General features: G+C 59.0%; 12 protein-coding genes and 1 other RNA gene. 6 read left to right on the top strand and 7 right to left on the bottom strand.

Annotation, left to right across the window (positions count from 1 at the left end; all coding sequences use genetic code 11):
- Positions 1 to 111: 111 nt before the first annotated feature.
- Positions 112 to 467: a transfer-messenger RNA gene (gene ssrA / locus WDB91_RS11745) on the bottom strand.
- 170 nt (positions 468 to 637) lie between these two features.
- Between ssrA and ndk the strand changes: the two genes are divergently transcribed.
- Complete coding sequence (ndk, locus tag WDB91_RS11740) at positions 638 to 1,060, top strand: nucleoside-diphosphate kinase (RefSeq protein ID WP_339112744.1); 423 nt, start codon at positions 638 to 640, stop codon at positions 1,058 to 1,060.
- Positions 1,061 to 1,139: 79 nt separating this feature from the next.
- On the opposite strand, the gene WDB91_RS11735 is transcribed toward ndk, so the two are convergent.
- The gene (locus tag WDB91_RS11735) at positions 1,140 to 1,625 is read right to left on the bottom strand and encodes an Rrf2 family transcriptional regulator (protein WP_339112743.1); all 486 of its coding nucleotides are present in this window, start codon (positions 1,623 to 1,625) and stop codon (positions 1,140 to 1,142) included.
- A gap of 170 nt (positions 1,626 to 1,795) precedes the next feature.
- Between WDB91_RS11735 and speB the strand changes: the two genes are divergently transcribed.
- From speB to WDB91_RS11710, 5 genes are all read left to right on the top strand, one after another.
- Positions 1,796 to 2,767: an agmatinase gene (gene speB / locus WDB91_RS11730; RefSeq protein WP_339112742.1), complete on the top strand. Its 972-nt coding sequence runs from the start codon at positions 1,796 to 1,798 to the stop codon at positions 2,765 to 2,767.
- A gap of 80 nt (positions 2,768 to 2,847) precedes the next feature.
- Positions 2,848 to 4,464 carry an FMN-binding glutamate synthase family protein gene (locus tag WDB91_RS11725; protein WP_339112741.1) on the top strand — a complete coding sequence of 539 codons (1,617 nt, stop codon included), beginning with the start codon at positions 2,848 to 2,850 and terminating at the stop codon, positions 4,462 to 4,464.
- 234 nt (positions 4,465 to 4,698) lie between these two features.
- Positions 4,699 to 5,928, top strand: a complete 1,230-nt coding sequence (locus WDB91_RS11720; RefSeq protein WP_339112740.1) for an MFS transporter — start codon at positions 4,699 to 4,701, stop codon at positions 5,926 to 5,928.
- A gap of 121 nt (positions 5,929 to 6,049) precedes the next feature.
- Positions 6,050 to 6,445 carry a glyoxalase superfamily protein gene (locus tag WDB91_RS11715; protein WP_339112739.1) on the top strand — a complete coding sequence of 132 codons (396 nt, stop codon included), beginning with the start codon at positions 6,050 to 6,052 and terminating at the stop codon, positions 6,443 to 6,445.
- Positions 6,446 to 6,572: 127 nt separating this feature from the next.
- Positions 6,573 to 8,888, top strand: coding sequence for a Tex family protein (locus WDB91_RS11710; protein ID WP_339112738.1), 2,316 nt, complete (start codon positions 6,573 to 6,575; stop codon positions 8,886 to 8,888).
- Positions 8,889 to 8,916: 28 nt separating this feature from the next.
- On the opposite strand, the gene WDB91_RS11705 is transcribed toward WDB91_RS11710, so the two are convergent.
- From WDB91_RS11705 to WDB91_RS11685, 5 genes are read right to left on the bottom strand one after another with little or no spacing between them, the layout of a single operon-like run.
- Positions 8,917 to 9,309 carry a hypothetical protein gene (locus WDB91_RS11705; RefSeq protein ID WP_339112737.1) on the bottom strand — a complete coding sequence of 131 codons (393 nt, stop codon included), beginning with the start codon at positions 9,307 to 9,309 and terminating at the stop codon, positions 8,917 to 8,919.
- Positions 9,306 to 9,692, bottom strand: coding sequence for a response regulator (locus WDB91_RS11700; RefSeq protein WP_339112736.1), 387 nt, complete (start codon positions 9,690 to 9,692; stop codon positions 9,306 to 9,308). Before WDB91_RS11700 ends, WDB91_RS11705 begins: the two co-directional genes overlap by 4 nt.
- A 12-nt stretch (positions 9,693 to 9,704) precedes the next feature.
- On the bottom strand, positions 9,705 to 10,550 hold the full coding sequence (locus tag WDB91_RS11695; RefSeq protein ID WP_339112735.1) for a protein-glutamate O-methyltransferase: 846 nt from the start codon (positions 10,548 to 10,550) through the stop codon (positions 9,705 to 9,707).
- Entirely contained in the window at positions 10,547 to 11,014 is a 468-nt protein-coding gene (locus WDB91_RS11690; RefSeq protein WP_339112734.1) for a chemotaxis protein CheW, read from the bottom strand. The genes WDB91_RS11695 and WDB91_RS11690 overlap by 4 nt, the downstream gene beginning before the upstream one ends.
- Before the next feature lie 5 nt (positions 11,015 to 11,019).
- Positions 11,020 to 13,206 (bottom strand): chemotaxis protein CheA, encoded by a 2,187-nt coding sequence (locus WDB91_RS11685; RefSeq protein ID WP_339112733.1) that lies wholly within the window; start codon positions 13,204 to 13,206, stop codon positions 11,020 to 11,022.
- Positions 13,207 to 13,213: the final 7 nt, after the last annotated feature.

Here is a 13,213-nt window from a genome sequence, read left to right as displayed (position 1 = left end):
ATGAATAACAACCAGTTTCACAACGCAGTCGTGAGAACCTCGGATCAGACTGCACGGCTTTGTCGCCTCATGCAAGCGCCGCGTGCCGAAAGAGCGGAGAGGATGGGAAAAGGTGCAGGATTCTGTTGCAAGGCTCCTGCGGGCCCCGCCTTACGCTGCTAAGCGCAAGGAGTTAGGTTTCGGAGCTTAAGCTGCTTACGCAGCCAGAGCTACCGGAGCACGATTGTCGTTTGCAATTGTACTTTTTGAACCGATAACGGTGGTATCTCACCGAGACAAAGCTACATCTTTAGACGTTCGTCGATCCTATTTCGGCCCCATGATCCCAAACGAAAGGATATATGGTGGAGCCGCCGGGTACCGCCCCCGGGTCCGATCCGTGTATTACATGCGCGTTTATGTCCATAGTCCGAGGCAAGCCCCGAACAGGATTGGATATAGGCCGCCATTTTTCGGGTTTCAAGCTCTCTACGCGATCTGTCGCCTAAAAAGGTTACAAAACGCCGTCTGATGGGGCGCAAGAACGCAGCGCGGGGCTTTTCAACCCCGCGACCGCATGCTAGCAGGCGAACGATATTCATTCTCCCGTGCCCGCAGGATCACCCGCGCGGGCAAGACGCAAAAGAAAGAGCTTAGCATGGCTACCGAACGCACGCTGTCGATCATCAAACCCGACGCAACCCGCCGCAACCTGACCGGTAAGATCAACGCCAAGTTCGAGGAAGCGGGTCTCCGCATCGTCGCACAAAAGCGCATCAAACTGTCGATGGAACAAGCCGGTAAGTTCTATGAAGTCCACAAAGAGCGTCCCTTCTACGGCGAACTGTGCGAGTTCATGGCCTCCGAGCCGGTTGTCGTGCAGGTTCTGGAAGGCGAAGGCGCTATCCTGAAAAACCGTGAAGTCATGGGCGCAACCAACCCCGCAGATGCGGCAGAAGGCACCATCCGCAAGGAATACGCTCTGTCCGTCGGCGAGAACTCGGTCCACGGTTCGGACGCACCGGAAACCGCAGCGGAAGAAATCTCCTTCTTCTTCTCGGGCCTCGAGCTGGTCGGCTGATTTCGGGTTATTCCGGAAGGTCAGAACATGGAAAAGCCGCCCCTCAGGGGGCGGCTTTTTCAATTTGGCGCATAGGCAATCAGGCGCGTGCCGAGATCCGGTGGCTACAGGCCGAGACAGGCGGTATCCCTTCAGGCAGAAGCAGGATCTCTTCAAGCCGGTCGTTATTGTCGACGAGATCGGCGAGGCTGTAGCGGTCCAACTCGCCGAAAAAGGCCTCCAGCGCCTTGGCAAGGGCTGTGCGCAACATGCAGCCCTGCGCCAGAGGGCAGGTATTGGCCTCGGCGTCGAAACATTCGGCAAAGGGCAGGCCGCCCTCGAAATCGCGAAATACCGCGCCCACCGAGATTTCCGAGGCGGCTCGCGCCAGCTGCATGCCGCCCGCACGCCCGCGACGGGTCTCGATATATCCACGCTGGGAAAGTGTGTTGATCACCTGCGCCAGATGGTTTTCCGACGCATTGCAGTTCTCGGCGATCTCGGATTTGCGGACCGTGCGGCCCGCATTGATGGCACAGAACATCAGGCTGCGCATGGCGAGATTGGTTCGGATGGTAAGTCGCATGGGATCTCCTCGTTTCGGCTATCCTACGCCTGCTGTGAAAAGAGGGATTTGACATAGATCATGTAGCGAAAATCCATGTTTGGACTTTTCCCGCTCCACAATTGGGGGTTGACGCTTAGCGGCCTTCGCGTCACGGCTTGCGTATCGGGGTTTCGCATGGGAGGCGGATCATGGCGCTTGAGGATGCAAAACATCAGGTAGACGAGGCCTTTACCCGACAGAACCGGCGCGGGCTCAGCTACGAGAACGCATTTGGCGGCGCGACCAGTTTCCTGCGCAGGCGCTACAGCAAGGAGCTGGTGGGGGCTGATATCGCCGTAACCGGTATTCCCTTCGATCAGGCCGTCACCAACCGTCCCGGCGCGCGGTTCGGGCCGCGCGCGATCCGCGAGGCGTCGACCCTTCAGGCATTTGACGCGCCCTATGGCTGGGGCTACGATCCGCTCTCGGCACTCAATATCATAGACTACGGTGATCTGGCCTTCGATTACGCCAATGTCGCCAAGACTCCGTCGCGGATCACCGAGCACTTGCGCCAGATCGTACAGGCCGGCGTGACGCCGCTCTCCATGGGGGGCGATCATTATATTACGTTGCCGATCTTGCGCGCCGTGGCCGAGCGGTTCGGCCCCGTGGCGCTGATCCAGTTCGATGCGCATTCCGATACATGGGCCGATGATGATCCGGCGCGGATCGATCACGGCACATTCCTTTACAAAGCCATCAAGGAAGGGCTCGTCGATCCCAAGGCCTCGGCCTCGATCGGTATCCGCACCGATAACCCCGACACGCTCGGGGTCACTATCCTCGATGCGCCCTCCGTGCATCGCAACGGGGTGGATGCGGTGGTGACGAAGGTCAAACAGCTTGTCGGTAAACGGCCCTGCTACATCACCTTCGATATCGATTGCCTCGATCCGGCCTTCGCGCCGGGGACGGGCACACCGGTCTGGGGTGGGCTTGCCAGCTGGCAGGCCGCCGAAATCCTGCGCGGCCTGCGCGGTGTGACGCTGATCGGTGGCGATGTGGTGGAGGTCTCGCCGCCCTATGACACGACGGGTGCCACGGCCATCGCAGGCGCCCATGTATTGAGCGAACTGATCGCGCTGCGCGGGCTCGTGGATGCCGGAACAAGTCTTTAATACGTCGGGTAAGTTTCCGGTTACATTAGGGAGCTAAACTCGCTACTAGCCCGTCGAAATGCGCTTTAGAGGAGAAAGCCATGCATTCAAAAGATGTTAGCCGCTTTATGCCCATGATCCTATGCGGGGTGCTGGCGCTGTTATCGCTACTCGGTGTCATCTTCCACAGCATCTTCTGGCTCACATTCCTGATCTTTGGTGCACTCTTCTTTGTTGGCTTCTACGATGTCCGTCAAACCCGCCACGCGGTGCTGCGCAACTATCCGATCATGGGGCATATGCGCTACCTGCTGGAAAGCATCCGCCCCGAGATCCGGCAATATCTGATCGAGGCCGATCAGGACGAGGAGCCCTTCTCGCGCGAGGAGCGGACGCTGGTCTATCAGCGCGCCAAGGATGTCGAGGATGCGCGTGCCTTCGGGACCAAACAGCGGGTCTATGATTCGGGCTATCAATGGCTGACCCATTCGGTCCAGCCGCGCCATATCGAAAGCCATGATTTCCGCGTCACCATTGGCGGCCCGGATTGCCAACAGCCGTATTCCGCCTCGATCTACAATATCTCGGCCATGTCCTTCGGGGCGCTGTCTGCCAATGCAATCCAGGCGCTCAATACCGGTGCCAAACTGGGCGGCTTTGCCCATGATACGGGAGAGGGGTCCATCTCGCGCTACCACCGCGCGGGCGGGGGCGATCTGATCTGGGAGATCGGGTCCGGCTATTTCGGTTGCCGCAACCATGACGGCTCGTTCAATCCCGAGACCTTCGCGCAGCGCGCGCAGGAGCCGCAGGTGAAGATGATCGAAATCAAGCTGAGCCAGGGCGCGAAACCGGGGCATGGGGGCATGCTGCCTGCGGCCAAAATCACGCCCGAGATCGCCGAGGCGCGTGACATCCCGATGGATCAGGACTGTATCTCGCCCGCCTCGCATTCGGCTTTCTCGACGCCGCTGGAATTGTGCCATTTTATCAAACAGCTGCGGGATCTTTCGGGTGGCAAGCCAGTGGGCTTCAAGCTCTGCGTCGGTCACCGCCGCGAGTTCATGTGCATGCTGAAGGCGATGATCGAAACCGGCATTACCCCCGATTTTATCGTGGTTGATGGCAAGGAAGGTGGCACGGGGGCGGCACCGCTGGAATTTGCCAACCGTCTGGGTATGCCGCTTGTTGAAGGGCTTACCTTTGTCCACAATGCGCTTAGGGGGGCGGGCTTGCGCGAGAAGATCAAGATCGGGGCCTCGGCCAAGATCATCTCGAGCTTCGATATCGCGCGGGTGCTGGCGCTCGGCGCAGACTGGTGCAATTCGGCGCGCGGCTTCATGTTCTCCATTGGCTGCATTCAGGCACAGGCTTGCCACACCAACCGCTGTCCCGTGGGCGTTGCCACCCAAGACCCGCGCCGCTCCAAGGCGCTGGTGGTCGAGGATAAGGCGACCCGCGTGGCCAATTTCCATCGAAACACGATGAAGGCGCTCAAGGAGATGACAGGGGCTGCCGGGCTGGATCATCCCTCGAAATTCCTGCCACACCATCTGATGATGCGGGAGAAGGACCGTCAGATGGTCGTGGGCAGCGAGGTCTATCCCTATATGCCTATAGGTTTCCTGCTGCGCGAGGAAGAGGACCGCTTCGGCTATCTGGCCCGCTGGCACCGTGCACGGGCCGACAGCTTCTTCCCGATCGATGACGGCGTGTGATTTGCCGCTTAAATAGCTCTGCGGCGGCGTGTCGCAGTAGCTGAGTATAAAAACGGCGGCTGTTAAGTCGCCGTTTTATATTGAAAAATAACAGCTCTGCGCTTGGATGTAAGCGGGCTTGCAGTAAGTGCATATAGAAAATGATTTACGGCGCTTGTTCTTTTAGGAAACTCTCCCTAGTTGGGCGAAAGAGGCCAACGGGGTTTCGACCCCCCGAACGCTAGGAACTACCCTATGACAATCGAAAACACTCCCCACGGGGCTACGGTGCAAGGCATCGAGCCTCCCGTTATCAATGCTTCGTCGCGCCTGATCATTCTGGCGCTGGCGCTGGGTGGATTCGCGATCGGTACGACGGAATTCGCCTCTATGGCGGTGCTGCCATATTTCTCCCAGGAACTGGGTGTTGATTCGGCCCGTGCGGCCGATGCGATCAGCGCCTATGCCCTAGGGGTGGTCATCGGTGCGCCGACACTTGCCGTGCTGGGCGCAAAAGTGCGCCGTCGGCTGATGCTGACTTGGCTGATGGTCGCCTTTGCGGTCTTCAATATCCTTTCGGCCTTCGCCCCGACCTTCGGCAGCTTCATGGCAATGCGTTTCCTGTCGGGGCTGCCGCATGGTGCCTATTTCGGCGTGGGTGCGCTTGTGATCGCGGCCGCTGTGCCCAAGGGGAAACGCGCGGCGGCGGTCTCGAAGATGTTCCTCGGACTGACCATCGCCACTACCTTGGGGGTGCCGATGGCCAACGTGCTGGGACAGACAGTGGGTTGGCGCTGGACCTTCGGGCTGGTGGGGATCATGTCGCTCCTGACGGCGATCTCGGTCTTCCTGACGGCACCGCGCGTGCCGGTTGATCCCACTGCAAGCCCCCTGAAAGAACTGGGTGCGCTGAAGAACCGTCAGGTCTGGCTGACGCTGGCAACCGGCGCGATCGGCTATGGCGGTTTCTTCGCGGTCTATACCTATCTCGTGGATACCTCGACCAAGTCCATGAACCTGCCGGCGTCCTACGAGCCCTTCATCCTGATGCTTGCAGGCGTTGGTATGACTGTCTTCACGATGGTTTACGGCTGGGCATCTGACCGCAGCTACACGGCCACCACGTTCTTTGCGCTGATCGTCGGAACGATCCTGCTCATCGCCTATCCTTGGGCAACTGCTAATGTCGTGACCTTTGCGGCGGTGGTGTTCCTGCTGGGGATTCTCAGCGGTGTCTCGATGCCGCTTCAGATCCGCCTGATGGATGTGGCCAAGGAATCGCAGCAGCTTGCAGCGGCGCTCCATCATGCAGCCTTCAACGTGGCCAATGCGCTGGGGCCGTTCCTTGCCGCGAAGGCGATCGGGGCAGGGTATGATTATCCGGTCTCCGGCCATGTCGGCGCGGTGCTCAGCATCATCGGTCTGGCGATTTTCGGGGTGACCATTCTCGACTGGCGCCGCCGGACCCGTCTCGGGCACGCCTGAGCGCCCTCCACACTATGCGTCAAAGCGGCCCTTCGGGGCCGCTTTTTCATGTCCGGTGCTTGCATCTTCCGCGTTGCGATGCTCCTTTCGGCCCGGAATTCCATTCGCGAAAGGATGCCTAATGGCCAAGATGATACACTCGATGATCCGTGTGCTGGACGAGGCCAAAGCCTGTGCCTTCTACCGAACCGCTTTCGGGCTCGAGGTGGCCGAGCGCCTCGATTTTCCCGAATTCACGCTTGTCTACCTTTCGAATGCCGAGACCGGCTTCGAGCTGGAACTGACCGTGAACAAGGGGCAGACGACGCCCTATGACCTCGGCAATGGTTATGGGCACCTTGCGGTTTCGGTCGCCGATCTTGATGCCGAACATGCCCGTTTCGAGGCTGCAGGCCTGGCGCCGCGCAAGATCGTCGAATTCGCACCGGCAGGCACCAGGATCGCGCGGTTCTTTTTTGTCGCCGATCCGGATGGTTACCAGATCGAGGTGCTGGAGCGCTCGGGCCGTTTCGGCTGATATCGGCTGAAGCTGACCGATGTGATACATGCCTCAAGAGCTTGTGCGGAGATAGGCTCTTGGCGGGCTGCGGGAACAGGGGTAGACCCGTGTTTCCGAAGACTGCCCGAGACGCATGGAGGAAGCCTTGGACCCCGATCTCCGCATATCCCGTCAGATTGCCACAGATATCTCCGCCCGCACCGATCAGGTGGTTGCGGCGGTAAAACTTCTGGATGAAGGGGCGACGGTTCCTTTCGTCGCGCGTTACCGCAAGGAGGCGACGGGGGGGCTGGACGACAGCCAGTTGCGTCTGCTTTCGGACCGGTTGGTCTATCTGCGCGAGTTGGAAGCGCGGCGCAGCGCGATTGTCAAATCCATCGAGGAGCAGGGCAAGCTGACTGACGCCCTTGCGGCGCAGATTACCAAGGCAGGCACAAAGGCCGAGCTGGAAGATCTCTATCTCCCCTACAAGAAAAAGCGGCGCACCAAAGCGATGACCGCGCGCGAGAACGGGCTGGAACCGCTCCTCGAAGCGATTCTGGCCGATCACGGGGCAGATCCTGAAGGGCTGGCCTCCACCTATCTTTCGGAAGCCGTGCCGACCGAGAAAGATGCGCTGACCGGCGCGCGTGATATCCTGGGCGAGCGCCTCACCGAGGATGCGGCTTTGCTGGGCCGGTTGCGCGAATGGATGCAGCAGAATGCGATCCTGCGTGGAAAGTTGATCGATGGGCAGGCCGAAAAAGGTGCCAAATTCTCGGATTATTTCGATCATAGCGAAAAGTGGCAGAGTGCGCCCTCCCATCGGGCGCTGGCATTGTTGCGCGCCTCGAATGAAGGGATCATCACGCTCGATATCGCCCCCGCCGAAGAGATGGCGGGACGGCCGGCCGAGATCGTGGCCGCGTCGCTGGGGTTGCGCGGGCAGGGTGCGGGTGCCCTTTGGCTGGGGCAGGCCGCGGCATGGGCATGGCGGGTGAAACTGTCGCTGTCTATGATGCTCGATCTGCTCGGTGATCTACGCGCGCGCGCGCAGGAGGAGGCGATTGCGGTCTTTGCCCGCAATCTGAAGGATCTGCTTCTGGCAGCTCCGGCTGGTGCGCGGGCGACGCTCGGTCTCGATCCGGGGATCCGAACGGGTGTGAAAGTGGCGGCCATCGACGCGACTGGGAAGGTTTTGGAAACGACCACAATCTACCCGTTCCAGCCCAAGAACGATCTGCGCGGATCGGAGGCGGCGCTACTTGCGTTGATTGCGAAACACCGGATCGAATTGATCGCTATCGGCAATGGCACCGCGTCCCGAGAGACCGAACGCCTCGTCGTGGATGTGCTCAAACGGCTGCCCAAGGGCGTTGCCATTCCGACCAAGGTGATCGTTTCCGAGGCGGGAGCCTCGGTCTATTCCGCGTCAGAACTCGCCGCCCGCGAATTTCCCGATCTGGATGTCAGCCTGCGCGGGGCCGTGTCGATTGCGCGCCGTCTGCAGGACCCCTTGGCGGAACTGGTAAAGATCGAGCCGAAAAGCATCGGCGTCGGGCAGTATCAGCATGATGTCGATCAGCACAAGCTGGGCCGATCCCTCGAGGGTGTGGTCGAGGATGCGGTAAATGCGGTGGGGGTCGATCTCAACACAGCCTCTTCGGCGCTACTGTCCCATGTTTCGGGCCTCGGTCCGGCCCTCGCAGAAGCGATCGTGGCCCATCGTGAGGCGAACGGGGCGTTTGCGACCCGCAAGGAGCTCTTAAAGGTCAGCCGTCTGGGTCCGCGCGCCTTCGAGCAAGCCGCTGGATTCCTGCGTATCCGTGACGGGAAGGAGCCCCTCGACGCATCAGCGGTCCACCCGGAGGCCTATGAAATCGCTCGGGATATCGTGAAATCCTGTGGGCGCGATCTGCGGTCGGTGATGGGGAATGATACAGCATTGCAGAATTTACGGGCGGAGGATTTTCTGCGCGACGGATTCGGTCTCCCGACCATTCGTGATATTCTGGCAGAGCTTCAGAAGCCTGGACGAGATCCGCGCCCTGATTTCAAAACTGCAAGCTTTACCGAAGGGGTGGAAGAGATATCCGATCTTCGTCCCGGTATGCGTCTTGAGGGAACCATAACCAATGTCGCGGCTTTCGGGGCCTTTGTCGATATCGGCGTCCATCAGGATGGGCTTGTCCATGTGAGCCAATTGGCGGACCGTTTTGTCAAGGACCCGCATGAGGTCGTCAAAGCGGGTGATGTGGTCAAAGTCGTGGTGACGGAAGTTGATGTGCCGCGCAAGCGCATCGGGCTCTCGATGCGTCGAGATGGAAAGACCGAGCGGCCCGAGCCGAGCCGAGGTCCTGCATCAAAAGGTCAGTCGAAATCATTGCAGCATAAAAAAAGCGGAACCGGGGCTTCTGCCGTGTCCGGTACCAATAGTGCATTGGGCTCCGCGCTCGCGCAGGCACTCAACAAAACCAGATGATTTGTCAGGTTCTGAGCGGGTAACCCGCTTAGAACCATTCAATCTCCCCATCCGCTTCATCATGGCTCAGCACTATCCGCTCTTCCGCAGGGTTCAAATTCGTGATGAGTTCATGCAGGCGAAGGCGCGAGAGGATCGGAACGGCATGCAGTTTCACACCTTGGGGCATCTCTCCCGAAACCGCAGCCATGAGGCGGCCTAGATCCTCTAGGGACTGAGTGATCCGGTCGATACCCTGCATACCACGGATCGCTTCGGCCTGCGTATGTTCCGCGAATTCGCAGGCTGAAATCGCTTTCTGGACGTCGGCGGAGAGGCGAGCCAGTGTCTCGAGCTCGTCCCCCACGCGGGCGGCCAGCGCATCAAGAGGCAGGTCTTGATGCTTTGGCGGGATTGTTTCCTGTGCGGTGCTTACAATCATAGGCGCCCCACGACCGCCTCGATGCAGTTACGAAGGTCCTGCGGTTGGAACGGCTTTTTGATGAAGTTGTTCATTCCCAGCTTTTTGCCGTTCTCGATGATTTCCTTATCGGCCCGGCCGGTGATCAGGATGAAACCGCTACGTTGCGTCTTCGGGTTCTTGCGCATCGCATGGAGCAGCTGCAGCCCATCCATGCCAGGCATGTTATAGTCGGAGATGACCAGGTGAACCGGCGTCTTTTCCAGAATACCCATCGCGCCTTGACCGTCGACAGCATATCCGACTTGGCGAATACCCATCGCGTCCAGCGCCTGCAAAATCAGGCCGCGGCTCGTGGACATGTCATCGACCACCAAAACTTTAAGTTGGTCTCGCAATGCCATTTGTGGCCTCCTTCATTGTCCCTCTGCGGGGAGTCGATAAGTGGTGATTCCGGCCGGCACGAGTTTACTACCAGTATCGAGCGGAACCCGCTCCGAATGTCCGACAAACAGCCATCCACCCGGGGCAAGAATTTTCTCAAAGCGCTTCCACAGGAGGTTTTGCGCCTCAGGGGAAAAGTAAATCATCATGTTCCGGCAGAAGATGATGTCGAACTGGCCCTTCATGGGCCAATCGGAATGAATATTGAGTTCGCGAAATGTGGCCCGTTTACGTAGGCGATCCACGACCTGCTGATCTGCCCCGGCCGCTTGGAAGTATTTTTTCTGGAGCAGCGCCGGTACGGCTTCAAGGATACTGCTCGAGTACACCCCCTGAGTGCCGCGACGTATCATGACCGGATCAATATCGGTCGCCAGAAGCTTGATATCGGACTGATCGAATTCTCGCACTGTTTCAGCGGCCGTCATCAGGATCGAGTAGGCTTCTTGCCCGTTGGAGCAGCCGGCCGACCAGATCCGCAGCCGTTTTCCGCGCGCGGCAATGAGCTTTGGCAGAGCCTCTTTTTGCAGCGTCTCGAAGTGATGGTTCTCCCGGAAGAAGTTGGTGACGTTGGTTGTGAGCGCGGAAATCATTTCCTGCCGTTCGGGGAGACCGTCAACGCTGTTTACCAGATCGATATAGGCGCGATAGGAGCTCAGCCCCAAAGCACGAAGCCGTTTTTGGAGGCGGGACTGGACCATTGATCCCTTGCCCGGTGCCAGAACGATCCCTGCATGTGTCATAAGGATCGCAGCAATCTCGGAGAGTTCGCGGTCACTTGGTGACATCTGGGAGATATTTGGGGTCAGGGCGTTCATGCAGCTTCCGCAGTGTCTTCAGGCAGAACAGTTGCGAGATCCAGCACACGGATCATGCGGCCTTCTACGATCGTTAGAGCAGAGATGAAGCTGTGCGACAGATCCGCAGCGAGATCCGGCGGAGGCTGAAGCTCTTCGCGCGGAATGGAGAGAATGTCCGACACAGCATGTACGAGAAGTCCTGCTGTTTGATTGCCGAACTGTACAACGATAATCACGTTACGAGCGTCGCCTTCGACCGGGTCCATACCTAGGCGGATGGAGAGATCAACGACCGGCAGAACGGTGCCGCGCAAGTTGATAACACCTCGGACATGGGGTGGTGCGTGCGGGAGCGGGGTTGCTCGCGTCCAGCCACGGATCTCACGAACCGACATGATGTCGACGCTATATTCTTCGTCTGCCAAGCGGAAAGACAGAAGTTCAATTTCGGACGAGGTTTGGGTCGATGCTACGTCAGTCATCTTTATCATCCTGCTAGAGCAAAGTCGGACCGGGTGTGGCCGGTTGCGTTTTGGACAAGGTCGGCGGGGTCGAGGATCAGCGCGATCTGACCGTCACCAAGGATAGTTGCGGCGGCAATGCCGGGAATGTGGCCATAGGCTTGTTGCAGACCTTTGATCACTACCTGACGTTGCTCCATAATCTGATCGACGATCAGAGCGTTGCGGCGGCCGTCTTCTTGGGCTGTCAGCAACACGATACAGCCTTCGTAGTTGCTCTTGGCGCCACGATATCCGAGCTCTGCACCCAGGTCGTAGAGGGGTACAAATTCACCACGAACATGGATAACATTCGTTGTCGGTCCAAGCTTGCGGAGATCCTCGGCGGTCAGCGTCTGCGTCTCAAGGATCGCATTCAGCGGAACAACGAGCGTCTCGCCAGCGACCGTCACCACCATTCCGTCCAGAACAGCGAGCGTAAGCGGGAGCGAGATTGAGAAAATCGTACCTTTGCCAGGTTCGGACTGGATGGTGATACGCCCGCCCAAAGACTGGATCGAACTGCGCACCACATCCATTCCGACACCTCGGCCCGACAGAGCGGAGACCTGATCTGCCGTGGAGAAACCGGGCAGGAACAGGAGGTTATCGATCTCCGCATCGGTCAGCTGTGCATCGGGTGCGACAAGACCTTTCTCGATGGCTTTTGCCAGAACCTTGGGACGGTTGATGCCTGCACCGTCGTCCTCGATCTCGATGACCACACGCCCGGAGCGGTGCTGCGCCGAAAGTGTGATAACACCTTCTTCCGGTTTGCCAAGCGCGCGGCGCTTGTCAGGGGTCTCCAGGCCATGGTCAACCGAGTTCCGGATCATATGCGTCAGCGGATCGGCGAGACGCTCGATCACGGTCTTGTCGACCTCGGTCGTTTCACCTTCGACTTTCAGACGCACATCCTTGCCGATCGCGGCGGAGGATTCGCGCACGATCCGGCCCATCCGCTGGAAGAGCGGTTTGACGGGCTGGGCGCGGATCATCATCACCGAGTCCTGGATATCACGCGTCAGCATCATGAATGCTTCAAGACCTGTCATGACTGCCGAGTTCGGCGGTAGGCCCGCTTCCGCGACGCTTTGCGCAAGCATGGCCTGGTTGATGACCAGCTCGCCCACTAGGTTCACCAGCCGGTCGATACGATCGAGATCGACACGCACCGTCGGCGATGGATCACTGCCATGTTTGGCCGCGCCGCCTGTATTGGCCGCACCTCCCTCGGTTTCCTTCGGTGCCGGAATGTCCGCGCCTGCGGCGCTCGGCATCGGTGCTTGTGCGACCTGAGTCGCCGGTGCGGCTATGGGGTGCGGGGCATCCATGAAATCACTGTTCATGACGGCGTCAAAAGATGCCTCCGCACCGTCATTGGCAAAAGGGAGAAAACTATTTTCGGCATCAGAGTCCTGATGGATCTCGAGCTCGCTAACATCTTCGACAAAATCGAAGATCTCGCGAACATCCATCTCGTTTACATCGCCAGTCAGAACGGCATGCCACGAAAGGTGGGGAATTTCGGGGCTGAGGTCATCGAGGGCAGGAACCGCATCCAGATCGAGAGAGACTTCGATTTCGGGACAGAGTTCATGAAGCGCACGGAAGAGATGCAAAGGCTCGTTGCCTGACGCAAAAAGTTCCGCTTTGGGCGCGAATTTGATCTCAATGCGGGTCTCGCTGACGTCATCGGTCGTCCCGAGATCCAGATCGAAGCTCAGACCCATCGGCTGGAAGTCGTCCGCCGACACTTCTTCACTCTCTTCTGTCGCTCCGCCCGGAGCCATTCCCATTAGGGCTTCCAGCTCGCACAGCGCCTGCTCTGCACCCTCGGGAGGAGGGTCGCCGGCCTGGGCTGCACGAACATGATCCGATAGGAAATCGGCGCATTGGAAGAACTGTTTCACTGCCTCCGGAGACAGCTGCAATTTTCCGGAGCGGACCTCGTCCATGACCGTTTCATAACGGTGTGCAAAAGCGACGAGCGCGTCCAGTCCGAAGGCACCAGCGCCGCCCTTGATGGAATGCACCGCCCGGAAAACGACGTTGATCGTTTCGTTATCATAGGCGCCTTCATCCATTTCGATGAGGGCATCCTGAAGACTTTCGAGCAATTCCTCGCATTCAACGAAGAAACTGGCTCTGATTTCTGCCATCGGATCAGACATAGATCCC

The sequence above is a fragment of the Thioclava sp. GXIMD2076 genome (assembly GCF_037949795.1).
Taxonomy (GTDB): Bacteria; Pseudomonadota; Alphaproteobacteria; order Rhodobacterales; family Rhodobacteraceae; genus Thioclava; species Thioclava kandeliae.
The sequence above is the reverse complement of the archived record's forward strand: the minus strand, read 5'-3'. Positions and strand labels throughout refer to the sequence as shown.